Origin of the sequence: Mesorhizobium sp. (genome assembly GCF_004962245.1) — a bacterium.
Classification (GTDB): domain Bacteria; phylum Pseudomonadota; class Alphaproteobacteria; order Rhizobiales; family Rhizobiaceae; genus Mesorhizobium.
Genome location: NZ_SUHQ01000013.1, coordinates 95513 through 120872 on the forward strand (window position 1 = coordinate 95513; position 25360 = coordinate 120872).

Sequence of the window (25360 nt, forward strand, 5' to 3'; positions counted from 1 at the left end):
TTCAGCCTCCCATCTCGACGCGCCAGGAATCGGCGTAGAGGTTGATGCCGGCTGGGTCGAAAGCGATCTTCGGATCGGCCGGAATGTCCTCGTCCTCGCCAACGATCGCAGCGATGTCGCGGCCTTCGAAACTGGCGCGCACCACCTTGTGGCGGCCGATATCCTCGACCTTCCGTATTGAAACCGGCATGCCGCTAGCGCCAAGCCTGACATATTCGGGGCGGATGCCGAGTTCGATCGCGCCTGCGGTTCCAGCCTTGGGTGCGCCTGGCAATTCGATCGTCTGGCTGCCGAGCCGCGCGTTCCTGCCTTCGACCGCGACCGGCATGACGTTCATGCCCGGTGAGCCGATGAAATAGCCGACGAAAGTATGTTTGGGGCGCTCGAACAGTTCGGCAGGGGAGCCGATCTGCACGATCTCGCCCTCATACATGACGACGACGTTTTCGGCGAAGGTGAGCGCCTCGGTCTGGTCGTGCGTGACATAGACCATGGTGAAGCCGAAGCGCCTGTGCAACTGCTTCAACTGCGAGCGCAGCACCCACTTCATATGCGGATCGATGACGGTCAGCGGCTCGTCGAACAGGATCGCGTTGACATCGGAGCGCACCAGCCCGCGTCCGAGCGAGATCTTCTGCTTCTGATCGGCAGTCAGCCCCCTCGCCTTTTTCTTGGCCATATCGGCCAGCCCGGTCATTTCCAGCGTTTCGCGCACCTTGCGGTCGACGTCAGGTTCCGGCACGCCGCGGTTGCGCAGCGGGAACGCCAGATTGTCGTAGACGGTCATGGTGTCGTAGATGACCGGGAACTGGAATACCTGCGCGATGTTGCGTTCCTGCGTCGACAAATTGGTCACGTCCTTGCCGTCGAACAAAAGCTCGCCATGCGACGGGTACAACAGGCCTGAAATGATGTTGAGCAGCGTGGTCTTGCCGCAGCCCGACGGCCCTAGCAGCGCATAGGCGCCGCCGTCTTCGAAGGCGTGATGCACCTCCTTAAGCGCATAGTCCTTGTCCGACTTCGGATGCGGACCGTAGGCGTGGCGGATGTGGTTGCAATCGATGCGCGCCATGTGCCTCCTCCCTTAAGCCGCCAGCGTCTGTGGCGGCGTGGCCGAGCGGCCGTTTGCGTCGAACACCATGATGTGCCGCGGATCGATGAACACCTCGATGGTCTGGTCCGGCTCGAACACCAGGATGCCGTGCTCCAGCATCACCCAGCGGACATCGGCGAAGTCGAGATGCACAAAGCTTTCAGAACCGGTGATTTCGGTGACCGACACCTTGGCTCTCACCGGAACCGCTGCCGGGCTTGGCCGGGCAAAAGAGAGATGGTGAGGCTGGAAGCCGATCGTGTAACTCGTATCGGCAATACCGGCGAGTTCGGCCGGCACCGGGAGGTTCACCCCACCATCCAGAAGGAAGCTTGAACCGCTCTTCTTCAGCACAATCGTGTTGAGCGGCGGATCTGCGAACGTCTTGGCCGTGACGAGGTCGTTCGGCCGGCGGAAGACGTCGATCGTCGGCCCGAACTGAGTGATGCGGCCTTCGGAAAGCGTCGCCGTGTTGCCGCCGAGGAGCAAGGCTTCGTGCGGCTCCGTCGTGGCGTAGACGAAGATGGTACCGGTCGCCGCGAATATCTTCGGCAGTTCAGCCCGCAACTCCTCGCGCAGCTTGTAGTCGAGGTTGGCGAGCGGCTCGTCGAGCAGCACGAGGCCGGCGTTCTTGACAATGGCGCGCGCCAGCGCCGTCCGCTGCTGCTGGCCGCCGGAAAGGCTGAGCGGCGTTCGATCGAGATAAGGCGTCAGCTTGAGAAGGGCAGCGGCATTGCGCACCTCCCTGTCGACCTTTGCCTGCTCGGTGCCGGCCACTCTCAGCGGCGAGGCGATGTTCTCGTAAACGGTCATCGCCGGATAGTTGATGAACTGCTGATAGACCATGGCGACGTTGCGCTTCTGCACCGGCACGCCGGTGACATCCTTGCCGTCGAACCAGACCGAGCCGGATGTCGGCACGTCGAGGCCGGCCATCAGCCGCATCAGGCTGGTCTTGCCGGAGAGCGTCGGTCCGAGAAGGACGTTGAGCGAGCCGTGCTGAAGCGTCAGCGACACGTCGCGTATATGCTCCGCCGCGCCGACCGTCTTCGTCACGTTTCTCAGTTCCAGCATGATGCCTCCTCCCGGGCCTTCTGCATCAGTCAGACCCCACTATTCGGCAGCCGCGACATGGCGCCGGCTTATCCCGCGCATGAATTCGTCGAGCACTGCCGTCTGTTCGTGGGTGAGATGCAAGCCGCGCTTGGTCCTGCGCCACAATACATCTTCGGCGGTGACAGCCCATTCGTTTTGAACGAGGTAGCGCACCTCGGCCTCATAGAGGTCGGCGCCAAAGTTGCGGCCAAGGTCGGCGTTCGATTTGGCAAGGCCCAGCAGCATCCTTGCGCGCGTCCCGTAAAGCCGGGTCAGCCGGCGCGCCAGACGCGCATCGAGGAACGGATAGGCCGTTTTCAGTTTTGCCACTTCGGCGTCGAAGCCGCTCGCCGGGAAATCGCCGCCCGGAAGCGGCGCGTTTGCTGTCCACGGCTTGCCGCGCTTGCCGAGAAACCCTTCGATCTTTTCGAGCATCGATTCAGCCAGCCGGCGGTAAGTGGTGATCTTGCCGCCAAAGGCGTTGACGATCGGTGCCGTGCCCTCCCCGCCGTCGGTCTTCAGCACATAATCGCGGGTCGCTTCCTGCGCCTTCGAAGCGCCGTCATCGTAGAGCGGGCGCACGGCCGAATAGGTCCAGACGATGTCCGAACGCTTGACCGGCTGCGCGAAATATTCGCTCGCTGCCGCGCACAGGTAATCGATCTCGGCGTCGCTGATCTTCACGTCCTTCGGATCGCCCGGATAGTCCTGGTCGGTGGTGCCGATCAACGTGAATTCTTCCTCGTAGGGGATCGCGAAGATGATGCGGCCATCCTTGTTCTGGAAGAAATAGGCGCGCGGATCGTCGAACTTCTTGCCGATGACGATATGGCTGCCCTGTACCAGCCGGACATTGTGCACGTCGTTCAGGCCGACGGTGGCGGACAGCACGCGGTCGACCCAGGGACCGGCAGCGTTAACCAAAAGCCGCGCCTTGACCTCCTCGGCGTCGCCGGTCTGCACGTCTTCCAGCCTGACCGTCCAAAGCTCGCCCTCACGGCGTGCGCCGATGACCTTCGTGCGGGTTCGGATCGTTGCGCCGCGATCGGCGGCGTCGCGGGCGTTCAACGCCACCAGCCGCGCATCGTTGACCCAGCCATCGGAATATTCGAAGGCCTTTCGAAACAATGGCTTCAACGGTTTGCCGGCTGGGTCCTTTGCCATGTCCAGCGTCTTGGTCGCCGGCAGCAATTTGCGCCCGCCAATGTGGTCATAAAGGAAAAGGCCGAGCCTGATCAGCCAGGCCGGCCGCAGACCCTTGGCGTAAGGCAGCACGAAGCGCATCGGCCAGATGATATGCGGCGCGTTCTTCCAGAGAACCTCGCGCTCCATCAGCGCCTCGCGCACCAGGCGAAACTCGTAGAACTCGAGATAGCGCAAGCCGCCATGGATCAATTTGGTCGAGCCGGAGGAGGTTCCGCTGGCCAGATCGTTCATTTCAGCAAGGAAAACCGAGAAGCCGCGCCCAACGGCATCGCGGGCGATGCCGCAGCCGTTGATTCCGCCACCAATGACGAAGATGTCATGGATCGGGGATGATACGCCCACAAAATTCTCCCGCGATTTCGCATTGCAGCATTTTTAGGTTTTTTCGAAACCGTGGCGGGATTATTTCGAAATCAGAACGAATGTCAAACGAAATATAAACGGCGAAAAGTGCCGCAACGGCACCCTCTAGGAGAGCGACGTCTCGATCAGTTGAACCTCCGCCTCCTGGCAGATCTTGCGCACCGACGGGATGCCGCAGCGATCTGTGATGAAGGTGTTGACCTGCGACAGATGGCCGATGCGGACCGGCGCTGTCCTCTCGAACTTGGTCTGGTCGGAAACGAGAATGACGTGCCGGGCGTTGGCGATGATCGCCTGCGCCACCTTCACTTCGCGAAAATCGAAATCGAGCAGAGCGCCATCGTGATCGATCGCCGAGGCGCCGATCACCGCGTAGTCGACCTTGAACTGCCTGATGAAGTCGACCGCCGCCTCGCCGACGACGCCACCGTCGGAGCCGCGCACGACACCGCCGGCAATAACAACTTCAATGGAAGGATATATGCGCATCCTATTGGCAACGTTAATGTTATTGGTGATGACCATCAATCCGGCATGATCAAGAAGCGCCTTGCTGACCGACTCCGTCGTGGTGCCGATATTGATGAACAGCGAGGCGTTGTCCGGGATCAGCCTGGCTGCTGCGCGGCCGATCGCCTCCTTCTCCTCGGCGGCGATCTTGCGCCGGGCCTCATACTCCATATTCTCGATACCGGACGGAAACAGCGCCCCGCCATGGATGCGGGAGAGCAGCCGCTGGTCGCACAGATCATTGAGATCCTTGCGAATGGTCTGCGGTGTCACGTTGAAATGCGTTGCCAGGTCGTCGACCAGCACGCGGCCATGGTCCTTGGCCATCTGGATGATTTCGGAATGACGCGGCGACAGATACATCAGGGAAGCTCCCGTTTTCGTTTTTCTTGTCTATATCGGAAAACGAAAGTGATGAAAAGGCATAAGCCGGCTAATGAAAATTGTGTGGCCGCAAAGGCAAACCTCAACGCAGCTATGCCGGCCCCATTCAAGTCAGGTCGCGGGCAATTTCGGTGACGACCTCGAAAGCGGTGTCGATGTCCGCCGCAGTCGTGTCGAACTGGCCGACCTGAAAGCGGATCGCGACCTGGCCGTCCACCCGTGTCTGTGTCAGGTAAATGCGGCCATCGTCGTTGATCGCATTGACCAGCCGTAGATTGTGTTCGTCCAAATCGTCGGCTTCGGCCACCACGTGCCGGAACGAAAACAGCGACAGCATTGGCTCCGTGACGATCTCGAAATCCGGTTCCCTGCCCAGCCGCGCGGCAAGGCCTTCGCTCCAGGCGACATGGTTGCGGATCATCGTTCGCAGATTTTCCAGCCCGTGGGCGCGCAACAGAAACCACAGTTTCAGTGCGCGAAAGCGCCGCCCGAGCGGCACCGACCATTCGGAATAGTTGATGATGCCGTCGCGCCCATGCGTCTTCAGGTAATCTGGCTTGATGGCGAGCGTCCGCACCAGGTCTTCGGGCCGGCGGATGAACTGCATCGAGCAGTCGAACTGCGCGCCCAGCCATTTGTGCGGGTTGAAGACGATGGAATCCGCATGCTCTACGCCCGCCCAGAAATGCCGGTACTCCGGGCAGATCATCGCCGACCCGGCCCACGCGGCATCGACATGCAGATAGAGCCCGTAGCGTTTCGCCACTGCCGCGACATCGGCGATATCATCCGTGCCGCCGGTGCTGGTACCGCCGACGCAAGCGACAATGCCGGCCGGCAGCATGCCAGCTTCCCGGTCGGCGACGATTGCCGCCTCAAGCGCTGCAACATCCATGGCGCGGAAGCGGCCGACAGCGGGAATGCGCACGAGATTCTCCTCGCCGATACCCGACACCCATATCGCCCGGTCGATCGAGGTATGGACCTGGTCGGAGGAATAGACGCGCAATATCGGCTGGCCTTGCAGACCCTTCTTGTTGCCCTGCCAGTCGAGCGCGCGCTCGCGCATGGTCAGCACGGCGGCAAGCGTCGCCGATGATGCCGAATCCTGGATGACGCCGGAAAACCCTTCCGGCAGGCCGAGCGCCTGCCGCATCCAGTCGACGACGCGTGTCTCGAGCTCGGTCGCTGCCGGCGAGGTCTGCCAGAGCATGCATTGCGCGGCCATCGCCGAGACCAGATACTCGGCCACCACTGAGACCGGTGCGGCATTGGCCGGGAAATAGGCGAAGAAGCGTGGATGCTGCCAGTGCGTCATGCCCGGCAGGATTTTTTGCTCGAAGTCGGCGAAGATCGCCTGCATCGGTTCCGCCGCTTCAGGCGGCGAAGTCTCTATGCTCCTAAAGATGTCACCCGGCTCGACCAGCGGCCGCACCGGTCTTTCGCGCAGAGAGTTGCGATAGTCGGCGCCCCAATCCGCGGCGCGCCGCGACCACTGCCGGAAATCATCGTTGTTCATCGCACCTCCGGAATTGTGCGCCTACCGTCGCTGCGCGCTTGCGAAAGATGGGCCGCTACTCGGGAAAATCCGGCAGGCTCGCAAAGGCAGCCTTCAGCGCGCTCGACCAGCCGTCCGAAATGGTGCGGTAGTATTGATCGTCCTGGGCTATCCGCTTCTTCAGACTGACCTTGAAGGCGTCCTTTTCGTAGAACAGCAGATCGAGCGGCAGACCAACCGACAGGTTCGATTTCAGCGTCGAATCGAACGACACCAGCAGCAGTTTCACCGTCTCGGCGAAGCTCATCGTCTTTTCATAGGCACGGATGATGATCGGCTTGCCGTATTTGGTCTCGCCGATCTGGAAAAACGGCGTGTCGTCGGTCGACTCGATGAAATTGCCTTCCGGATAGATCATGAACAGCCGCGGCGCGCTGCCCTTGATCTGTCCACCAAGGATGAAGGAGGCATTGAAATAGGAATCCGCCTTGTCGCCCGACGGCGACGAACTGGCGATGACTTCCTTGACGGTGTCGCCGACCATCCGCACCGTCTGGTACATGGAGGGCGTTTCGAGCAGTGTCGCGTGGCGATCACCAATTGCCTTGGTGCGCTCGTCGAGCAGGCTGACGACGGCCTGCGTCGTCGCCAGATTCCCGGCCGACATCAGCACGATAACGCGCTCGCCCGGTTCCTCCCAGACATGCATCTTCTTGAAGGTCGAGATCGAATCCATGCCGGCATTGGTGCGCGTGTCCGACATGAACACGAGCCCGCGATCGATCTTCAGGCCGACGCAATAGGTCATCGAATCTCTTTGCCAGCAATCCTGCCGGGATTACTGCTCCACCGTAACGGTGACCGCAAGCTGTTCTTCCGCTTGTCCAAGTCGAATTCCCGACACCGGCATGGCGTCGCGGTAATCGCGGCCGGTCGCCACCCTTACATAGCGTTCGTCGGGCGAAATGCCGTTGGCGACGTCGAACGCGACCCAGCCGAGGCCCGCAACATGCGCCTCGGCCCACGCATGGCTTGCCGCCTGCTCGACCGACGCATCCATCATCAGGTAACCGCTGACGTAGCGGGCCGGAAACCCCATGGCACGCGCGGCGGCGGCAAAGATGTGGCTGTGGTCCTGGCAGACGCCGGTCTTGAGCGCCAGCGCATCCTCGGCCGGCGTCGCCGCGTTGGTGGTACCTGGCGTATAGGCGACGCGTTCGCCGATCACGGCCATCAGCCGGTGCAGTCTTTCGATATCGGTCCCCTCGCTAACCGAGGCCGCGAGTTCGCGAATGCCGCTGCCGATCATGGTCAACGGCGTTTCATGGCCAAACAGCCAGAGCGGCGCAAATCCCTGATGTGGCCCGGAGACGCCAGCGGTATCGCGTGTCACCACCTCGCCTGATGCCTGGACGGTGATGAAATCGCGCTCGCCTTCAACACTCAACAGCCGCGTGTCATTGCCAAAATGATCGGTGAAGCGCACTTCCTCGCGCGCCCCTTCGATCTTCAGCGCCCAGGACAAAACGGTCTGCGTCGATCCGCTGACCGGAAGCAGCCGCAGCCGCTGCAACAGATAGTGCACCGGCGCATCATAGCGGTATTCGGTCCGGTGGGTGATTTTCAGCCGCATGGCTTCCTCAATAGAATCGATAGTCCTGCGCGATCTCGTCGCCGAGCCTAGTGTTGTCGCGAATGAAATTGGCCAGGAATTCATGCAGGCCGGCGTCGAATATGTCCTTGATCGACCCAGCCGTCAGCATGGCCTGGGTCTTGCCGGCGGTCACATGACAGGCATGGCGCTCGCCATAATCGTCGCCCAGGAATCTGAGATGCTCCGTCAGAAAACGATAGCAGAAGGTCAGCGAACGCGGCATACGGACATTGAGGATCAGATAGTCGGCGATGTTGCTCGGCTTGTAGTCGGCCTCATAGACCCAGCGATAGGAACGGTGCGCCGACACCGAACGCAGGATCGATTCCCACTGGTAGTTGTCGAGCGTCGAACCGACCCACGAGATCGACGGCAACAGCACGTAGTACTTCACGTCCAGGATGCGTGCGGTGTTGTCGGCGCGCTCGACATAGGTGCCGAGCTGCGAGAAATCGAAGATCTCGTTGCGCAGCATGGTGCCGTAGAACGAGCCGCGGATCAGTGCCGTTTCGCGCTTGATCGCGTCGAGGACGCTGGGCAGGTCGCGTTCGTCGATCGGCCTGGCCAGCATCCGCTTCAGTGACATCCAGGCCTCGTTGATGCTTTCCCAGGTTTCGCGTGTCAGCGCGGTGCGCACCATGCGGGCGTTGTTGCGGGCCGTCTCGATCGACGCCATTGTGCTTGACGGGTTCGATGTGTCGCGCAACAGGAAATCTGCGACGTTGGCGGCCGTATAGTCCTGATATTTCTGCGTGAAGGCGACGTCCGAACCGGCGCTGAGCAGCACCGAATTCCATTCCTCCGAGGCGTTCTGGGTGCGGGTCAGCGCCATGCGCAGCCCGGCATCGACCAGCCGCGCCATGTTTTCCGCCCGCTCGATGTAGCGGTTCATCCAGTAGAGCCCGTTGGCGGTGCGGCCGAGAAGCATGTCAACGTGCCTCGATGTCGAGTGAGTAGCGAATAGGGAATAGCGAATAGGGGAAAAAGGATTTCATGACTTTTGTTGCAAGCTCCTGATCATCGAACGCAACATTTTCCCAATCTCCTCGGCCTGACCAAGTAAACGAATCACCTCTTTCTCGACCATCAAGCCCACTCTTCCGGACAGGATCAGGTGCGTTTCCAATTCTTTGAGAGAGCCTTGCGCAAAGCGCAGAAATTGAATGAAAGCTCCCGTATTTTCTCGTCCGTGCCCCTCCGCGATGTTTGCTGGGATTGACGCCGCCGAGCGCCTTATCTGAGAGGTCATTCCGTATGCTTCTTTGTTCGGGAACGCTGTCGTCACGGAATAGCATTCTACCGCCAATTCGATGGCTGCCTTCCAAACAATCAGGTCCCTGTAAGAATTGATCGCCGTCGCGCACCCCCTCATTTCCCTATTCGCTATGCGCTATTCCCTATTTCCCTACTCTAATCATCCAGCACCCACGTATCCTTCGTCCCACCGCCTTGCGAGGAATTGACCACAAGCGAGCCTTCCTTCAGCGCCACGCGCGTCAGCCCGCCGGGCACGATCTGGATGCGGTCGGAAACCAGCACATAGGGCCTGAGATCGACATGGCGCGGCGCCAGCCCCTTGTCCGTCAGGATCGGACAGGTCGACAGCGCCAGTGTCGGCTGGGCGATGTAGTTCGACGGCTTTGCCGCGAGTCTCTTGGAAAAATCCTCGCATTCCTTCTTGGTCGCTGCCGGCCCGACCAGCATGCCGTAGCCGCCGGAACCGTGCACCTCCTTCACCACAAGCTCGTGGATATGTTCGAGCACGTATTTCAGGCTGTCCGGCTCCGAGCAGCGCCAGGTCGGGATGTTACCAAGGATCGCCTTGCGGCCAGTGTAGAATTCGACGATCTCGGGCATGTATGAATAGATCGCCTTGTCGTCGGCGATGCCGGTTCCCGGCGCATTGGCGATGGTGATGTTGCCGGCGCGGTAGACGTCCATGATGCCCGGTACGCCAAGTGCCGAGTCCGGACGGAAGCTCAGCGGATCGAGGAAAGAATCGTCCACCCTTCGATAAAGCACGTCGACCTGCTTGTAGCCTTCGGTCGTGCGCATCGCGACATGGCCATCGACGACACGCAGATCCTGCCCCTCGACAAGCTGCACGCCCATCTGGTCGGCAAGGAAGGCGTGTTCGAAATAGGCGGAGTTGAAGCTTCCCGGCGTCAGCACGGCAATGGTCGGCGCACCCTTGGTGCTTTGCGGCCGCACCGCCGCCAGCGACTGGCGCAGGAGCTGCGGATAGTTTTCCACCGGCCGCACCTTGATCCGCTGGAACAGCTCGGGAAAGAGCTGCATCATCGTCTCGCGGTTCTCCAGCATGTAGGAGACGCCGGACGGCGTGCGCGCATTGTCCTCCAGCACATAGAATTCATTCTCGCTGATGCGCACGATGTCGACGCCGATAATATGGGTGTAGACGCCGGCCGGCGGCCGCACCCCGATCATCTCGGGCAGGAACGCCTCGTTCCGGGCGATCAGCGCCTTGGGGACGCGCCCAGCGCGCAATATCTCCTGGCGGTGGTAGATGTCGTCGAGAAAGGCATTCAATGCCTGGACGCGCTGCTCTATGCCTTGCGTCAGCCTGCGCCATTCGTTGCCGGAAATGATACGCGGAACGATATCGAAGGGAATAAGACGTTCGGATGCTTCCTGCTCGCCATAGACGGCAAAGGTGATGCCAGTCTTGCGAAACACGCGTTCGGCATCCTGCATCTTTTCGGTAAGCCTGGCCGGATCCTGCTCCTTCAGCCAGTGATCGTAAGCCGAATACGGACTTCTCAATCCGGAGACTTCCGGAAGCATTTCGTCGAACGCTGCCAATCGCATACTCCCCTGTGAGGCCATTTCACTGGCGTCACAGGAGAAAATCAAGCGCAATCGGTGATTTGGAGGATGCAGGCGACCAGTATGTCGCGACTGCCTAAAATTAGGGCAGCGCCAATACGGTTGTAATCAGGCTTTGCCTTATGTCGAGGCAAGTGCCGCAGGTCCTGCAGCCGCGCATCATGTTGCACGTGCAAAGGACGCTGCAGCACTTTGATTTGGCGCATGATCCCCAGCGAAATCGATTCCGACTTTTGCTACGCTGACCTTCGGTTCAGGTGGGTCGTGCGCTAGAAGGCGCGGAAGGTGACGACTGTGAACGTGTCCTTGATGCCGGGAAGAATCTGCACCTTCTCGTTGACGAAGTGGCCGATGTCTTCCTCGTCGTCGACGTAGAATTTGGCGAGCAGATCGTAGTTGCCGGCTGTCGAGTAGATTTCCGAAGCGATCTCGGCATCGGCCAAAGCGCTGGCAACGTCATAGGCCTTGCCCAGATCGCACTTTATCTGCACGAAGAATGCCTTCATTGCCCGGTCCTGCTCAAGCTTGCACGCATAGGCGGCCCTTGTGGCAGACTGCCGCCCGGCTTTCAAGCATCAGGACAGCGCTCAGGCCGCCCTGGCCTTGGCAATGGCTTCTCTCAGTTCCGCCACGGGCATGCCGCGCCGGAACAATTTGCCGCCGATCACCAGAGCGGGGGTACCTTTCAGCTTAAAGGCAGTCGCCTGGGCATCGTTGCGGGAGAGAACCGCATCGATGTCCGGCTGGCGAGCCGCCAGATCGGCGCGGGCCATCGCGACATCAACGCCCGCGGCAGCAAGAATGTCGTGCGTCCGGCGCTCGGAAAGGCCGCGTTCATTGGCCATCAGGGCATCGACCGCCTCGGCATAGTGCACACCGGCCGACAGCGCCATCCGCGCCGCGTCGCGCGAGGTGTCGCCAAAGATCGGCCAATCCTTCATCACCAGGCGGATGCCACGGTCCTCGGCGAGAAGCTTCTTCAGTTCGACAAAGACAAGTTTGCATATCGGGCACTGGTAGTCGACGAATTCGGCGATGGTCACGTCGCCATCGGGATTGCCAAGTGCGGGTATGGCCGGATCGAAGGCCACCTCCGAGACAGTTGGCGCGGTGTTCGCCCAGACGGGCATCGGAGCCAGAATGGCGAAGCTTGCGGCACCTCTCAGCAAAAGGCGCCGGTCGATCGGCTGTTCGAACATCTTTGGTCCCATCAGTTGCGCGGGCAGGTCCACCGTCGTCACGATGAGCGTCGCGCCTTAAAGGAAGCTTAAGTGCGGCCAAACGGCGAAATGTTCTCGGGCGCTGAAACCGTGAAGCGCCGCCGAGCGTATATTATGCAGAGCGTCCTTTGACGGCGACTTCTCTAGGCACAACGGAGACAGGCCATGCGCCGCGCGGTTTTCGCCATTGCAATCGTTCCATTCGTTCTGGCGTCCTCGGCATTTGCCGGCGATGCGCAAGTCAAGGCAGCCCAGGCAACCATCGATGGTCAGCTGAGGGCCTTCATCGCCGATGACGGTGCTGCCGCCTACAGCTTCGCGGCCCCGAACGTGAAGCGGATCTTTCCGACCGTCGACACCTTCATGAACATGGTGACGAATGGCTATCCGCCGGTGCGCAAGCCGCAGGCCTACTCGTTCGGCAAGGTGCAGGAGATGAGCCCGACTTCGATCATCCAGCAAGTGCTGATCGTCGGACCGGACGGCAAGGATTACGAGGCCGTCTACACGCTCGAACAACAGCCCGACGGCAGCTTCCGCATCACCGGCTGCAGCCTGCGCGCGTCCACCTCGCTGAGCACCTGAGCGCTTGGTCACATCGCCGGGATATCGCCCCGCGCCCAGCCCTCGGAAATTTCCGCCGCCCGCGCCTCGAAGGCACCGGCTTGGATGGCGGCGCGAATGTCCTGCATCAGCTTCTGGTAGTAGGAAAGATTGTTCCAGGTCAGGAGCATCGCCCCCAGCGCCTCTTGCGAGCGGACCAGATGGTGCAGATAGGCGCGTGAATAATCCCTGGCGGCCGGGCAGTCGCTTTCCTCGTCCAGCGGTCGCGGATCGTCGGCATGGCGGGCATTGCGCAGATTGACCTTGCCGCGCCGTGTATAGGCGAGGCCATGGCGGCCGGCGCGTGTCGGCATCACGCAATCGAACATGTCGATGCCGCGCGCTACCGATTTCAATATGTCGTCAGGCGTGCCGACGCCCATCAGATAGCGTGGCCTGTCCGCCGGCAGTTCCGGGCAGGTGATGTCGAGCATTTCGAGCATCACCGCTTGCGGCTCGCCGACCGCCAGCCCGCCGATCGCATAGCCTTTGAGGTCCATCGCTTTCAGCGCTTGCGCCGAGCGCAGCCGCAGGGCCGGTATGTCGCCGCCCTGGACGATGCCGAACATCGCCTTGCCAGGCTGGTCGCCGAACGCGGTCTTGCAACGCTCGGCCCAGCGCAGCGACAGCTCCATGGCGCGCTCGATCTCTTTCTCCATGGCCGGCAGCGCCGTGCATTCGTCGAGCTGCATCTGGATGTCGGAATCGAGCAGCCCCTGGATTTCGATCGAGCGCTCGGGCGACATCTCATAGGCGGCGCCGTCGATATGCGAGCGGAAGGTGACACCCTTCTCAGTCAGCTTCCTCAGCTTCGACAGCGACATCACCTGGAAGCCGCCGCTGTCGGTCAGGATCGGATGCGGCCAGCGGGCGAATTCATGCAGGCCGCCAAGCCGCGCCACACGTTCGGCGCCGGGCCGCAGCATCAGATGATAGGTATTGCCAAGGATGATGTCCGAGCCGACGCCGCGCACCTGGTCCATATACATGGTCTTGACCGTGCCGCCGGTGCCGACCGGCATGAAGGCCGGGGTGCGGATTTCTCCGCGCGGCATGGTGATCGCGCCGCGCCGCGCCCTGCCGTTGGTCGCCAGCACCTCGAAAGTAAACGCCTTACCCATTGAATTCCTTGTCATACACCGGCGCGCCTGGAGCTTGCCGGTCCAGCGATTGGCGGTAGCGGATGCAGCCGCGCATGAATTTCGGCCAAGGCGGCACGGCGATTGCCGGCTCGGTCTTTTCCGGCAGCAGATCCCACAGATCGGGGTGATGCCAGCAGAGTTTATGGCCGGTGGAGTCGCGATGCTCGCGAATGCCGGCGCGCAGCTTCTTGACCTCGGCGATCAAGGCATCGCGGTTGAAAGTTTCCAGATCATCGTCCATCGTTCTCCTCCTTGAACAGAAGACTTGCATCTCCGTAGGAATAGAACCTGTAACGGTTCTCGATGGCATTCGCATAGGCCGCACGCATCGTTTCCAGACCGCAAAACGCCGAAACCAGCATGAACAGCGTCGAGCGCGGCAGATGGAAATTGGTCATCAGCATGTCGGCGGCCCTAAAACGGTAGCCGGGCGTGATGAAAATGTCGGTCGGGCCGGACCATCCGGCCAATGTGCCGTCCTCCCGCGCGGCGCTCTCTAGCAGGCGCAGAGAGGTCGTGCCGACGGCAACGATGCGTCCGCCACGCGCCTTTGCCGCGTTGAGTGCGGCGGCGGTTTCCGGGCTGACCGAACCGATCTCGGCATGCATCTTGTGATCGGCGGTGTCGTCGACTTTCACCGGCAGGAATGTGCCGGCGCCGACATGCAAGGTGACGAAGCGCCGCTCGACGCCCCTGACATCGAGCGCCGCGAAAAGCTCCGAGGTGAAATGCAGGCCGGCCGTGGGTGCCGCCACCGCCCCCTCCTCCCTGGCATAGATGGTCTGGTAGTCGCTGCGGTCGCGCTCGTCGTCGTCGCGCTTCGAGGCGATATAAGGCGGCAGCGGAATATGGCCGACGGCGTGCAGCGCCTCGTCGAGGAATGGACCTGACAGGTCGAAGCCGAGCAGCGCCTCGCCGCCGTCGCCCTTTTCGATCACCGTGGCGTCGAGTTGGCCGAGAAAACAGGAATTGGCATCATGGCCAAAATGGATGCGGTCGCCGGCGGCGATGCGCTTGCCGGGCCGCATGAAAGCCAGCCAGCGGTCCGGCGCCACCCGCATATGCAGCGTGGCTTCGACTTGCGCCGCCGCTTCGCCGCGCCGCCTGATGCCTTTCAGCTGTGCCGGAATGACCTTGGTGTCGTTGAAGACCAGCACATCACCGGCCTCGAGCAGGGACGGCAGCTCGCGCACCGTCCGGTCCTCGAACCCCTGACCCGGCCTGACCACGAGCATTTTGGCGCTGTCGCGCGGCTCGGCTGGGCGAAGCGCGATACGGTCCTCCGGCAGTTCAAAGTCGAAAAGGTCGACGCGCATCGAAGTCAGTAGAGCCGGACGAGCAATGCTCCGACAAGCAGCAGCACCGCGCCGGCGACGCGGCCAAGCGAGATCTCGCGCACTGCCACGCCGAGGAAACCGATGCGATCGATAAGCATGCCGGCCAGCAACTGACCGGCGACCAGGAATGCCATCAGCGCCGCCGCACCGATACGCGGCGTGAGGATCGTCGAAAGCGTGACGTAGAACCCCCCAAGCATGCCGCCTGCGATGAACAGCCAGGGCGCCGGCGCCCTCCAGTCCAGCGAAACGCTTTGCAGCTTCACCACCGCGACAGCGATGATGCCGAGCACGATCGCGCCCGACAGGAACGAAAACGCCGCGGCCGCGACCGGGAGCCCCAGGCCGCGCGCCAGCTGCGAATTGATCGGCGCCTGAAAAGCGATGAAGGCGCCGGACAGGATGCCGAGCAGGGACCAGACAACGCCAATCATTGTCGTTCGCTTTACTCGACGTCCGCCGCCACCTTCAGCGACACGATCTTGTCGGGATCCTGCACCGGCTCGCCGCGCTTGATCTTGTCGACATTGTCCATGCCTTCGATGACCTGGCCCCAGACCGTGTACTGACGGTTGAGGAAAGCGGCATCGTCGAAGCAGATGAAGAACTGCGAGTTGGCCGAGTTCGGATTCTGCGAGCGCGCCATCGAGCAGGTGCCGCGGCCGTGATTGGCGTTGGAGAACTCGGCCTTCAGATCGGGTTTGTCGGAGCCGCCCGTGCCGGCCCGCGACGGTGCGAAAGAGGGCTTGCTGGAATTGCCGAATTTCACGTCTCCGGTCTGCGCCATGAAACCGTCGATGACGCGGTGGAACACCACGCCGTCATAGGCGCCTTCGCGCGCCAGTTCCTTGATACGGCCGACATGGCCAGGCGCCAGATCGGGAAACAGTTCGATGACGACCTTGCCCTTGGTCGTTTCCATGATGAGCGCGTTCTCGCGGTCCTTGATCTCGGCCATGTCAGAAATATCCTTTGAAAACAAATGGGTTTACTTGCCGTCGGCGGCGATGCGCACCTTGACCATGCGATCGGGGCCGGTGACAACCCCGTTCTGCGCCGCGTCGCCTTTCTTTATCTTGTCCACCAACTCCATGCCGTTCTCGACATTGCCGACGATGGTGTACTGGCCATCGAGCGGCGGCGCCGGCGCGAACATGATGAAGAATTGCGAATTGGCGGAATCCGGATTCTGCGAGCGGGCCATGCCGACCACGCCGCGCTCGTAGCGCTCGGACGTCGAGAATTCGGCCGGCAGGTCGGGAAGATCGGAACCGCCGGTACCGACGGCATCGGCATTGAAGCCGTTCTTCATGTTGCCGAACTTCACGTCGCCGGTCTGCGCCATGAAGCCATCGATGACGCGGTGGAAAGCGACGTTGTCGTAGGCGCCCTGGCGGACCAGCTTCTTGATCTGCTCGACATGCTTCGGCGCGAGATCTGGCCTCAGCGCGATGGTCACGTCGCCGTCCTTCAGCGTGATGATCATGGTATTTTCCGGATCGGCGGCGAAGGCCGAAGCGGATGCAGCCACAAGACCGAAAAGAACGACAAAGCAGGTAGCGAGCCTTTTGAGCTGCATGGATCTTTCTCCGAAAACCTTTGTTTCATGCATATCGTTGCCCCAAAACCGGGTTCCACTTTTGGGCGACATGCACTATTTCGCGAATTTGGCGGTGAGCGCGCCAGCCACAGCCGCTGGCACGAAGGGGCGGATATCACCGCCCATAGAGGCAATTTGACGGACAAGTGTGGCGTTAATGGTTCGCACAGAAGGGCTGGCAGGCAGAAAAACCGTCTGCAGTTCCGGCGCCATGGTCTCGTTCGTGCCGGCCATCTGCATCTCGTAGTCGAGATCGGTGCCGTCGCGCAGGCCGCGGATCATGATCGACGCGCCCTGCTTCCTGGCCGCGTCGATGACCAGCCCGTCGAAGGCGACGACCTTGATGCGGGCGCCGTCTCGACCGAGTTCGGCCTTCGTCGCCGCCTCGATGAGGTCGACCCGTTCCTCGAAGGAAAACAGCGGCTTCTTGCCGGGATGGATGCCGATCGCCGCATAGACGGTGTCCGCCACGGCCAGCGACGCTTTCAACACGTCGAGATGGCCGTTGGTCAGCGGGTCGAAGGAGCCGGCGTAAAGGGCGATGCGTTCGGTCATGGCAGGTGCTTCTAACGAGCCTCTCTCGCAAAGGCAAATCCGATCAGCGAGCCATTCGAGCATGTCGCCCAAAAGTGCGCAGCGGTTTTGGGACCACGACATGCACCCGAACAGGCACCCAAAGCGCATCGCGCTTTGGGTGAACCTTTTGGTCGGAATGAACGACAGATGAACGGGCCGATCACGAAGGCTTCACGCAGCGTTCACTAGATTGCAGCTTCAGAAGATGAAACCAAAACCCCATTTACACGTTGTTAGGCGCAGGAGAACACGCACATGCTGATCTACATGCTCGCCACCGCAATGACCGTCGCCATGCTGATCGCCACTGTATTCGGGCTGCATCAGGAAGCAGGGCGCGTCCGCGCCAAGGCCAACATCAAGCGGTTCGAAGGCTTCGGTATCCGCAAGCCCTATCGTCACTTCTGAGTTCACTGGCCATCGCGCCGGCCCTCGAGCCGGCGTCGCCGTATCTGGAGCTTATTCGGCGTTATCCGGACCAGCCTCTTCGGCGCCAGTATCCGGACCGGCGTCGCCCTCGATAGTCTCTTCGGCTTCCTCGTCCGATTGCGGTTCCGATATACGCTCCACCGAAACGACTTTTTCGCCGTCGGCCGTGTTGAAGATGGTCACGCCCTTGGTGGCGCGGCTGGCGAAACGAATGCCGTTGACCGGCACGCGGATGACGGTGCCGCCATCCGAAACAAGCATGATCTGGTCGTCATTGCCGACCGGGAAGGTCGCAACCAATTGGCCGATCTCAGCCGCTTTCGACACGTCGGTGGCGCGGATACCCTTACCGCCGCGCCCTGTGAGGCGGAAATCGTAGGACGACGAACGCTTGCCGTAGCCATATTCCGTCACCGTCAGCACGAACTGCTCATGCACTTTGAGGAATTCGTAGCGTTCGTCGGAAAGCTCCGCCTCCTCGCCGACCTCTTCGTTTGTCAACGCGATTTCCTCTTCCTCGCCGGCGGCAATGCCGGCGGCGAGCCGGCGCTCGGCGACCGCCCGCCTGAGATAGGCGGCGCGCTCGGCGGGCGATGCATCGACATGCTCGATCACCGCCATCGAGATCACCCGGTCGGTGTCGGCCATGGCGATGCCGCGCACGCCGACCGAATTGCGGCTTTGGAAGACGCGCACGTCGCTCACCGAAAAGCGGATGCACTGGCCGGAACTTGCGGTCAAAAGCACGTCGTCATTGTCGGTGCAGGTCTCGACGCCGAGAATCTCGTCGCCTTGCTCTTCCAGCTTCATGGCGATCTTGCCGTTGCGGTTGACCTGGACGAAGTCCGACAGCTTGTTGCGGCGCACCGTGCCGCGCGTCGTGGCGAACATCACGTCGAGTTCGCCCCAACTCGTCTCGTCCTCGGGTAGCGGCATGATGGTAGTGATGCGCTCGCCCTGCTCCAGCGGCAGCATGTTGATCAGCGCCTTGCCGCGTGACTGCGGGTTGCCGATCGGCAGGCGCCAGACCTTTTCCTTATAGACGATGCCACGCGAGGAGAAGAACAGCACCGGCGTGTGCGTATTGGCGACGAACAGCCGGGTGACGAAATCCTCTTCCTTGGTCGACATGCCGGAGCGGCCTTTGCCGCCGCGGCGCTGCGCCCGGTAGAGCGACAGCGGCACGCGCTTGATATAGCCGGAATGGCTGACCGTCACGACCATGTCCTCGCGCTGGATCAGGTCCTCGTCTTCCATGTCCGCACCGCCCTCGGAAAGTTCGGTGCGGCGCGGCGTGCCGAACTCGTCGCGCACGGCGATAAGCTCGTCCTTGACGATCTGCTGGATGCGGGCGCGTGACGACAGGATGTCGAGATAATCGACGATCTCCGCACCGATCGTGTTCAGCTCGTCGGCGATCTCGTCGCGGCCGAGCGCGGTCAGGCGCTGCAGGCGCAGTTCGAGGATGGCGCGCGCCTGTTCCTCGGACAGATTGTAGGTGCCGTCCTCGTTGATGCGGTGGCGCGGATCGTCGATCAGCAGGATCAGCGATTCGACGTCGCCTGAGGGCCAGCGCCGTTCCATCAACTGCTCGCGCGCCGTCTGCGGGTCCGGCGCGCTGCGGATCAGCTTTATGACCTCGTCGATATTGGCAACGGCAATGGCAAGGCCGACCAGCACGTGGGCGCGGTCGCGCGCCTTGCGCAGCAGGAACTTCGTGCGCCGGCTGATCACCTCCTCGCGGAAGGCGACGAACGCCTTCAGCATGTCGATCAGCGTCAGCAATTCCGGCTTGCCGCCGTTCAGGGCCACCATATTGGCGCCGAACGACGTCTGCAGCGGCGTGAAACGGTAGAGCTGGTTGAGAATGACGTCGGCGACCGCATCGCGCTTCAGTTCGATGACGACGCGGTAGCCCTGGCGGTCGCTCTCGTCGCGGATGTCGGAAATGCCCTCGATGCGCTTGTCGCGCACAAGCTCGGCCATCTTCTCGATCATCGACGACTTGTTCACCTGGTAGGGAACCTCGGTGATGATGATCGATTCACGGTCGTTGCCGCGCGCCTCGATGTTGACTCGGCCGCGCATGACGATGGAACCGCGGCCGGTCGAATAAGCGCTGTAGATGCCCGAGCGGCCAAGCACGATGCCGCCGGTCGGGAAATCCGGCCCCGGAATGATTTCCATCAGGGCCGGCAGATCGATCGCCGGATTGTCGATAAGGGCAATCGCGCCGTTGCAGACCTCGCCCAGATTGTGCGGCGGGATGTTTGTGGCCATGCCGACGGCGATGCCGCCGGAGCCGTTGACCAACAGGTTTGGAAACCGCGCCGGCAAGACTTTCGGCTCGCTGCCGGACGCATCATAAGTGTCCTGGAAATCGACGGTTTCCTTGTCGATGTCCTCCAGCAATTCATGCGCGACCTTGGTCAGCCGCGATTCGGTGTAACGCATCGCCGCCGGCGGATCGCCGTCGATCGAGCCGAAATTGCCCTGCCCGTCGATCAGCGGCACGCGCAGCGACCAGTCCTGCGCCATGCGCACCAAGGCGTCGTAGATCGAGGCGTCGCCATGCGGATGGTATTTACCCATCACGTCGGCGACCGGGCGCGCCGATTTCACATATTTGCGGTTCCAGTGGTAGCCGCTCTCATGAGCGGCGTAGAGAATGCGGCGATGCACCGGCTTCAACCCGTCGCGCACGTCGGGAAGCGCACGGCTGACGATCACGCTCATGGCGTAATCGAGATAGGAGCGCTGCATCTCCTCGATGATCGATATCGGCTCAATGCCGGTCGGGCCGCCGTCGGCGCCGCGCGGTGTCTTCTGGTCGGTCAAATCAGGTCACAATCTAATCAGGAATCACTTGGTGCTTATATAGGAAGCCGGGCCGAAACTCCAACGTCCGCCGCAGTTTTCCAGTGTCCATTTTTGCGGTGATTTCAAAAGGATACCACTGATTGCGACGATATGGCCGCGGCGCATTTCGTGGCCGCCGGCACAAAGTTCATTATCAGGCCAATTTTGCCTCACAAAGCCGGAACGGCAGATGTGTTCGGCACTTTATCGCCTCGCTGGCGGACCCGATAGGCGCCAGGCGCCTCCCCCATCACGCGCCGGAAACGGCGGTTGAAGGTCGACAAATCATTGAACCCCGCCTCGAAGGCGATCGTCGAGATCGCCTCGTCCGACATGCGCAGCCGCACCGTCGCCCTGTGCAGGCGGGTCTTCAGCAGGAACTGATAGGGCGTCATGCCCGCTACATGCCGGAAGGTGCGCAGGAAATGGTAGGGACTGGTCGCCGTCTCGTCTGCAAGTTCGGCAAGCGAGACCGGCCTTTCGGCATCAAGCTCGATGCGCCGCACCGCCTCCGCGACACGTTTCTGGTCGCGGCGGCTCGGCGACCGGGCGGCGTGCGCAACGCCGGAGGCGGCAGTGACCGCCGCGCCGGCAATGCGCAGACCGAGTTCCTCGAACGCGTCGATGTCGGCTGTCTCCCGCGCGGCTTCCGCCTCGGCCAGCAGCGGTGCAAGCGCTGGCAAGGCCGGCAGCCGCGGCGTCCCGAAGGCCAGCGTCTTCACGCCCGGCAGGTCGGCGACGATCTGTTCCATATAGGCCGGCCCGAAATGGAAGGAGAGGCAACGGTCGCCGGCGCCATGCTCGTGCCCGCACTCGTAGCAGGTGCCGGGGTTGCCGAGCAGAAGCGCGCCCGGCGTCAGCATCGCTGTGCCCTGGAATGCGCGGTAGCGAAAGGTGCCGCTGGTCACCGCGGCGACGCAGAAATTACGATGCTCTTCCTCGAATGGACGATCAGCGGCGCTGGCGGTGCAGACCACGTCCAACACCTTCCAATCGGGTCCAGACGTCAAAGCTCGCGCGGTTGCCATGGTCGAAACATAGCAATTTTTCCCAAGCGCAAGAAGCTGCCAAGGCCTAATCCGCTGGTCTCCTGACAGAACGAGGCCGAAACCATGTTCAACTCATCGTCTTTTGCCGAAGCCCTGCATAGCGATGGGCCGGCCGCGAACCTTGCCGAGAAGCTGAACCTTTACGGGCGCTTCGTCGGCGCCTGGACATTTGACGCCACGCGCCATCTCGAAGACGGCCAGATGCTGACCGGGCGCGGCGAGGTGCATTTCGGCTGGGTCCTCGAAGGCCGCGCGATCCAGGACGTATGGATCCTGCCCGCGCGCGACGCCGGCCCCTCGCCTTCGCTCGGCAAATGGACCTTCTGCGGCACGACATTGCGCGTCTATGACCCCGGCGTCGATGCCTGGCACATCTTCTGGAGCGACCCGCGCAACCAATACTACAGCCGCCAGCTCGGCCGCGCCGAGGGCGACACCATCGTCCAGCAAGGCGCCGACGGCACCGGCGCTTCGGTGCGCTGGAGCTTTTCTCGCATCACCGAAAACTCGTTCCGCTGGCTGGGCGAACGCTCGCAGGACGACGGCGCGACCTGGCGGCTGGAAGTCGAGTTCCTGGCGCACCGCGCAACTGGAAGCTGACGACCCAACATATTGTAACAAAGGAGAAAAAAATGCTGGATCATGTCTCGATCGGTGTCCGCGACACTAACGTCTCGAAGCGTTTCTACGACGCCGCGCTAAAGCCTCTCGGCTACACCTGTCTTAGCCAGTCGCCAGGCTCGCTCGGCTATGGCGCGGAGGCGGTAGCGCTATGGGTGAACGAGGCTCAGCGCCCGGTTTCGGCCGACGGCGAATCCGGCCTGCATTTCTGCTTTGCAGCGCCAACACGGAGCAGCGTCGACGCTTTCCATGCGGGTGCCTTACGTAAAGGCGGCAGTGACAATGGGGCACCTGGCCTGCGCGCCAGCTATGGCGAAAACTACTACGCTGCCTTTATCATCGACCCGGACGGCTATCGCCTCGAGGCCTATTGTGGAGTGGCCAGCTAGGCTCACGCCACCCATCAAGGTTGCCGAACTCCCGCAGTTCAAACGGTTTCCACTGACCCTGCTTTGCTCTACCAATGCCAAGCTTCGGGCAATACCAGTATTCGGGCACGGCCCGGCGGGGAGGGTCAGAGATGCCGAGCTTCGACAGCCTGTTCAACGCCTTCGTCACCATTCTCGTGACCATCGACCCGCCTGGCCTGGCGCCTCTCTTCCTCGCTGTGACACGCGGCATGAACCGCGAAGAGCGCAACCAGGTTTCGGTGCGCGCTTCGGTCATCGGCTTCCTGGTGATGGCGCTGTTCGCAATCGCCGGCGCGTCGATCCTGTCGGTGTTCGGCATCACGCTGCCGGCCTTCCGTGTTGCCGGCGGGTTCCTGCTGTTCTTCATTGCCTTCGAAATGGTGTTCGAGCGCCGGCAGGACCGCAAGGAGAAGATCGGCGACGTCGCCATCACCAGGGACATGATCCACAACATCGCCGCCTTCCCGCTGGCGATCCCGCTGATCGCCGGTCCAGGCGCGATTTCCGCGACCGTCCTGCTGTCCGGCTCGTTTCAGGGTTTTGGCGCCCAGACAGCCCTTGTCGGCATCATCGCGATCTGCCTGGTCATCACCTACATGGTGTTCATTCTGTCAGAGCGCATCGATCGCATCCTCGGCCATACCGGCCGCTCGATCCTGACGCGGCTGCTCGGCGTCATCCTGGCGGCACTCGCCGTGCAGTTCGTCGCCGACGGCATCAAGGCGCTGATGGTGGGGTAGGAACGTGCCCTACTTCGCCGTCGTGTCGATGACTTCGAAGTCGTGGGTGATCTCGGCGGTCTTGGCCATCATAGCAGAAGCCGAGCAGTATTTTTCGATCGAAAGATCGATCGCCCGCCTCACCTTGTCGGGCGAGAGCGCCCGACCCTTGACGATGAAATGCATATGGATGCGCGTGAACACCCTGGGATCGACTTGCGCCCGGTCGGCGTCGAGCTCGACCACGCAGTCCTCGACCGCCTCGCGCCCCTTTTCGAGGATGTGGACCACATCGTAAGCCGAGCAGCCGCCAGTGCCGAGCAGCACCAGTTCCATCGGACTCGGCCCCGGCGTCTTGCCGTCCGGCCCGAACGCGGTCCCCAGCACCACCTTGTGACCGCTGCCGGACTCGCCGACAAAGGTGCGCTCCTCGACCCATTTGATCCGTGCTTTCACCTGATACGTCCTTTCACCGCGCACACCGCTTAAATGCACTGCGTCCCGAAAACCCAGGACAGATTTTCGGGACGCTAATGAATGGCTTCAAACAGCTGGCGTTGTCAGCCCACGCAGAGCCGTCCGCCCCGAAAAATCAGAACGGGATTTCGTCGTCCAGTTCGCGGGAGGCGCCACCGCCGCCCTTATTGCCGCCACCGCCGCGATTGAAGCTCTCGCCCGGGCCTGATTGGCCGAAATCGGAACCGCGGCTGCTGCCGCCACCGGCATAGCTGCCGACCTGACCGCCCTCGCCTTGCCCGCGCGCGTCGAGCATCTGCAGCTCGCCACGGAATTTCTGCAGCACGATTTCGGTCGTGTAGCGGTCATTGCCAGTCTGGTCCTGCCATTTGCGCGTCTGCAACTGGCCCTCGACGTAAACCTTCATGCCCTTCTTCAGGTACTGCTCGGCTACCTTGGCGAGCTGGTCGTTGAAGATGACGACATTGTGCCACTCGGTCTTTTCCTTGCGCTCGCCGGAATTCTTGTCGCGCCAGCTTTCCGACGTGGCGACGCGGATATTGACGACCGGGTCACCCGAATTCAGACGACGGATTTCCGGGTCCGCACCGAGATTGCCCACCAGGATGACCTTGTTGACGCTACCCGCCATGATACTTCTCCGCGCTTATCCGAAACAAAATTCTGTCGCTCACCTTACAGGCTGCGGACAATCGCCGCCTGCCGTGGCTGCCTTTTCCCACAAGGTTTTTGTTCTCTTTTCGTTCTATGTCGCATCGATCCCATTGTCAAGGAATGTCAGCAATCCACGAGGTTCGCAGCGCCATTCCATATGGGCGCGAAAACACCGCTTGCCAAATCAATAAGTATGGACTTATGCTTCTACCATGATCGAAGCAGAGATTTTTCGAGCGCTTTCCGACCCAACGCGCCGCGCCGTCTACGAGCGGCTCGCCGCCGGCGAGATGACGGTATCGGAACTGCGCAGCGGCATGACCGTGTCGCAACCGGCAGTGTCGCAGCATCTCGCGGTGCTGCGCGGCGCCGGCCTGGTGGTCGAGCGGCGAGCCGGCCGCAACGCCTATTATCGCGCCGATCCGCAGGGGCTTGACCCACTGCTCGGCTGGATCGAGCGCTACCGCGCGTTCTGGCCCGAGCGTATCGAAAGGCTCAAGGCGGTTTTGAAGGATATGGACCAATGACGGCAGATTCGATCGAGTTCGAGTGCGAGCTTCCAGACCCGCCGGAAAAAGTATGGCGGGCGCTGACGGTGCCGGACCTGCTCGCGGCCTGGATGATGCCGAACGACATCAAGCCCGAGATCGGCAGCCGCTTTGCCTTTGCCGGACCGGATGTGCCGATCGAGTGCGAGATCCTCGACGCCGAGCCCGAACGCCTGCTGCGCTACTCCTGGCGGGAGCGGCCGGCCCCGGGCGATGCACATGATCCGCTCGCCGGCCCACTGGACAGTCCTTTGGACAGCCCAATGGACAGCATAGTCACCTTCACGCTCGACCGAACTGTGTCGGGCGGCACGCATCTGCGCATCGTCCACGATGGATTTGCGCGAGTAGCTGCGGTTGCGATGGCAGGCGCCGGTTGCCGGCTTTCGCTCAACGCGCGCAGCCCCAAACAAACCATTGCCGCAAACACGCCTCGCCTCTTCCTGCGCGCGGCCTGAGCGACACA

The 25360-nt window shown here is 61.8% G+C and carries 30 protein-coding genes; 7 read left to right on the plus strand and 23 right to left on the minus strand.

Features of this window, described 5'->3' with window-relative positions; genetic code table 11:
- Window position 1: 1 nt before the first annotated feature.
- The 12 genes from E5X88_RS15670 to E5X88_RS15725 form a co-directional block, all read right to left on the minus strand.
- On the minus strand, window positions 2-1072 hold the full coding sequence (locus tag E5X88_RS15670; RefSeq protein ID WP_292162739.1) for an ABC transporter ATP-binding protein: 1071 nt from the start codon (window positions 1070-1072) through the stop codon (window positions 2-4).
- 12 nt (window positions 1073-1084) lie between these two features.
- A complete protein-coding gene (locus E5X88_RS15675) occupies window positions 1085-2167 on the minus strand; it encodes an ABC transporter ATP-binding protein (RefSeq protein WP_292162740.1) in 1083 nt (360 codons plus the stop codon).
- A gap of 39 nt (window positions 2168-2206) precedes the next feature.
- Complete coding sequence (gene glpD / locus E5X88_RS15680) at window positions 2207-3736, minus strand: glycerol-3-phosphate dehydrogenase (protein ID WP_292162742.1); 1530 nt, start codon at window positions 3734-3736, stop codon at window positions 2207-2209.
- A 126-nt stretch (window positions 3737-3862) separates the two neighbouring features.
- A complete protein-coding gene (locus E5X88_RS15685; RefSeq protein WP_145713006.1) occupies window positions 3863-4630 on the minus strand; it encodes a DeoR/GlpR family DNA-binding transcription regulator in 768 nt (255 codons plus the stop codon).
- Window positions 4631-4757: 127 nt separating this feature from the next.
- Window positions 4758-6170, minus strand: coding sequence for an aspartate aminotransferase family protein (locus E5X88_RS15690; RefSeq protein ID WP_292162749.1), 1413 nt, complete (start codon window positions 6168-6170; stop codon window positions 4758-4760).
- 55 nt (window positions 6171-6225) lie between these two features.
- Window positions 6226-6957: a peptidase gene (locus tag E5X88_RS15695; RefSeq protein WP_145712604.1), complete on the minus strand. Its 732-nt coding sequence runs from the start codon at window positions 6955-6957 to the stop codon at window positions 6226-6228.
- A gap of 30 nt (window positions 6958-6987) precedes the next feature.
- The gene (locus tag E5X88_RS15700; protein ID WP_292162753.1) at window positions 6988-7782 is read right to left on the minus strand and encodes a transglutaminase family protein; all 795 of its coding nucleotides are present in this window, start codon (window positions 7780-7782) and stop codon (window positions 6988-6990) included.
- Window positions 7783-7789: 7 nt separating this feature from the next.
- Window positions 7790-8731 (minus strand): alpha-E domain-containing protein, encoded by a 942-nt coding sequence (locus E5X88_RS15705; RefSeq protein ID WP_292162755.1) that lies wholly within the window; start codon window positions 8729-8731, stop codon window positions 7790-7792.
- Between the two features lie 63 nt (window positions 8732-8794).
- Window positions 8795-9175 carry a four helix bundle protein gene (locus E5X88_RS15710; RefSeq protein ID WP_292162758.1) on the minus strand — a complete coding sequence of 127 codons (381 nt, stop codon included), beginning with the start codon at window positions 9173-9175 and terminating at the stop codon, window positions 8795-8797.
- A gap of 38 nt (window positions 9176-9213) precedes the next feature.
- Entirely contained in the window at window positions 9214-10632 is a 1419-nt protein-coding gene (locus E5X88_RS15715; protein ID WP_292162760.1) for a circularly permuted type 2 ATP-grasp protein, read from the minus strand.
- A gap of 287 nt (window positions 10633-10919) precedes the next feature.
- The gene (locus tag E5X88_RS15720; RefSeq protein WP_023674883.1) at window positions 10920-11156 is read right to left on the minus strand and encodes an Lrp/AsnC ligand binding domain-containing protein; all 237 of its coding nucleotides are present in this window, start codon (window positions 11154-11156) and stop codon (window positions 10920-10922) included.
- A gap of 81 nt (window positions 11157-11237) precedes the next feature.
- The gene (locus E5X88_RS15725; RefSeq protein WP_292162765.1) at window positions 11238-11891 is read right to left on the minus strand and encodes a DsbA family protein; all 654 of its coding nucleotides are present in this window, start codon (window positions 11889-11891) and stop codon (window positions 11238-11240) included.
- A gap of 144 nt (window positions 11892-12035) precedes the next feature.
- Between E5X88_RS15725 and E5X88_RS15730 the strand changes: the two genes are divergently transcribed.
- Window positions 12036-12455 (plus strand): DUF4864 domain-containing protein, encoded by a 420-nt coding sequence (locus tag E5X88_RS15730; RefSeq protein WP_292162767.1) that lies wholly within the window; start codon window positions 12036-12038, stop codon window positions 12453-12455.
- A gap of 8 nt (window positions 12456-12463) precedes the next feature.
- Here E5X88_RS15730 and tgt read toward each other — a convergent pair whose 3' ends face one another.
- From tgt to coaD, 7 genes are all read right to left on the minus strand, one after another.
- Entirely contained in the window at window positions 12464-13594 is a 1131-nt protein-coding gene (tgt, locus tag E5X88_RS15735; RefSeq protein WP_292162770.1) for a tRNA guanosine(34) transglycosylase Tgt, read from the minus strand.
- Window positions 13587-13856 carry a hypothetical protein gene (locus tag E5X88_RS15740; protein ID WP_292162772.1) on the minus strand — a complete coding sequence of 90 codons (270 nt, stop codon included), beginning with the start codon at window positions 13854-13856 and terminating at the stop codon, window positions 13587-13589. Before E5X88_RS15740 ends, tgt begins: the two co-directional genes overlap by 8 nt.
- Window positions 13846-14931 (minus strand): tRNA preQ1(34) S-adenosylmethionine ribosyltransferase-isomerase QueA, encoded by a 1086-nt coding sequence (gene queA / locus E5X88_RS15745; RefSeq protein ID WP_292162774.1) that lies wholly within the window; start codon window positions 14929-14931, stop codon window positions 13846-13848. Before queA ends, E5X88_RS15740 begins: the two co-directional genes overlap by 11 nt.
- Before the next feature lie 5 nt (window positions 14932-14936).
- Window positions 14937-15386: a DMT family transporter gene (locus tag E5X88_RS15750; protein ID WP_292162777.1), complete on the minus strand. Its 450-nt coding sequence runs from the start codon at window positions 15384-15386 to the stop codon at window positions 14937-14939.
- An 11-nt stretch (window positions 15387-15397) separates the two neighbouring features.
- Window positions 15398-15910 (minus strand): peptidylprolyl isomerase, encoded by a 513-nt coding sequence (locus E5X88_RS15755; RefSeq protein WP_292162780.1) that lies wholly within the window; start codon window positions 15908-15910, stop codon window positions 15398-15400.
- 30 nt (window positions 15911-15940) lie between these two features.
- Window positions 15941-16531 carry a peptidylprolyl isomerase gene (locus E5X88_RS15760; RefSeq protein WP_292162783.1) on the minus strand — a complete coding sequence of 197 codons (591 nt, stop codon included), beginning with the start codon at window positions 16529-16531 and terminating at the stop codon, window positions 15941-15943.
- Window positions 16532-16606: 75 nt separating this feature from the next.
- Window positions 16607-17107 carry a pantetheine-phosphate adenylyltransferase gene (gene coaD, locus E5X88_RS15765; RefSeq protein WP_292162786.1) on the minus strand — a complete coding sequence of 167 codons (501 nt, stop codon included), beginning with the start codon at window positions 17105-17107 and terminating at the stop codon, window positions 16607-16609.
- Between the two features lie 276 nt (window positions 17108-17383).
- Here coaD and E5X88_RS15770 point away from each other — a divergent pair, with 276 nt between their 5' ends.
- Window positions 17384-17536: a hypothetical protein gene (locus E5X88_RS15770; protein WP_292162788.1), complete on the plus strand. Its 153-nt coding sequence runs from the start codon at window positions 17384-17386 to the stop codon at window positions 17534-17536.
- 51 nt (window positions 17537-17587) lie between these two features.
- Here the strand turns inward: E5X88_RS15770 and gyrA are convergent, their stop codons facing one another.
- Both gyrA and E5X88_RS15780 read right to left on the minus strand, forming a co-directional pair.
- Window positions 17588-20395, minus strand: a complete 2808-nt coding sequence (gene gyrA / locus E5X88_RS15775) for a DNA gyrase subunit A (RefSeq protein ID WP_292162791.1) — start codon at window positions 20393-20395, stop codon at window positions 17588-17590.
- A gap of 191 nt (window positions 20396-20586) precedes the next feature.
- Complete coding sequence (locus E5X88_RS15780; RefSeq protein ID WP_292162793.1) at window positions 20587-21444, minus strand: AraC family transcriptional regulator; 858 nt, start codon at window positions 21442-21444, stop codon at window positions 20587-20589.
- Between the two features lie 84 nt (window positions 21445-21528).
- Here E5X88_RS15780 and E5X88_RS15785 point away from each other — a divergent pair, with 84 nt between their 5' ends.
- The 3 genes from E5X88_RS15785 (at window position 21529) to E5X88_RS15795 (ending at window position 23236) form a co-directional block, all read left to right on the plus strand.
- Window positions 21529-22065: a hypothetical protein gene (locus E5X88_RS15785; RefSeq protein WP_292162796.1), complete on the plus strand. Its 537-nt coding sequence runs from the start codon at window positions 21529-21531 to the stop codon at window positions 22063-22065.
- Window positions 22066-22097: 32 nt separating this feature from the next.
- Window positions 22098-22475, plus strand: a complete 378-nt coding sequence (locus E5X88_RS15790; RefSeq protein ID WP_292162798.1) for a VOC family protein — start codon at window positions 22098-22100, stop codon at window positions 22473-22475.
- Between the two features lie 131 nt (window positions 22476-22606).
- Complete coding sequence (locus E5X88_RS15795; protein WP_292162801.1) at window positions 22607-23236, plus strand: MarC family protein; 630 nt, start codon at window positions 22607-22609, stop codon at window positions 23234-23236.
- Window positions 23237-23245: 9 nt separating this feature from the next.
- Here E5X88_RS15795 and E5X88_RS15800 read toward each other — a convergent pair whose 3' ends face one another.
- Complete coding sequence (locus E5X88_RS15800; RefSeq protein WP_292162804.1) at window positions 23246-23671, minus strand: OsmC family protein; 426 nt, start codon at window positions 23669-23671, stop codon at window positions 23246-23248.
- Between the two features lie 136 nt (window positions 23672-23807).
- On the minus strand, window positions 23808-24323 hold the full coding sequence (gene ssb / locus E5X88_RS15805; protein WP_145712547.1) for a single-stranded DNA-binding protein: 516 nt from the start codon (window positions 24321-24323) through the stop codon (window positions 23808-23810).
- 235 nt (window positions 24324-24558) lie between these two features.
- Here ssb and E5X88_RS15810 point away from each other — a divergent pair, with 235 nt between their 5' ends.
- Together E5X88_RS15810 and E5X88_RS15815 are read left to right on the plus strand one after the other, a co-directional pair.
- Window positions 24559-24873 (plus strand): metalloregulator ArsR/SmtB family transcription factor, encoded by a 315-nt coding sequence (locus E5X88_RS15810; protein WP_029352885.1) that lies wholly within the window; start codon window positions 24559-24561, stop codon window positions 24871-24873.
- Complete coding sequence (locus tag E5X88_RS15815; protein WP_292162809.1) at window positions 24870-25352, plus strand: SRPBCC domain-containing protein; 483 nt, start codon at window positions 24870-24872, stop codon at window positions 25350-25352. Before E5X88_RS15810 ends, E5X88_RS15815 begins: the two co-directional genes overlap by 4 nt.
- Window positions 25353-25360: the final 8 nt, after the last annotated feature.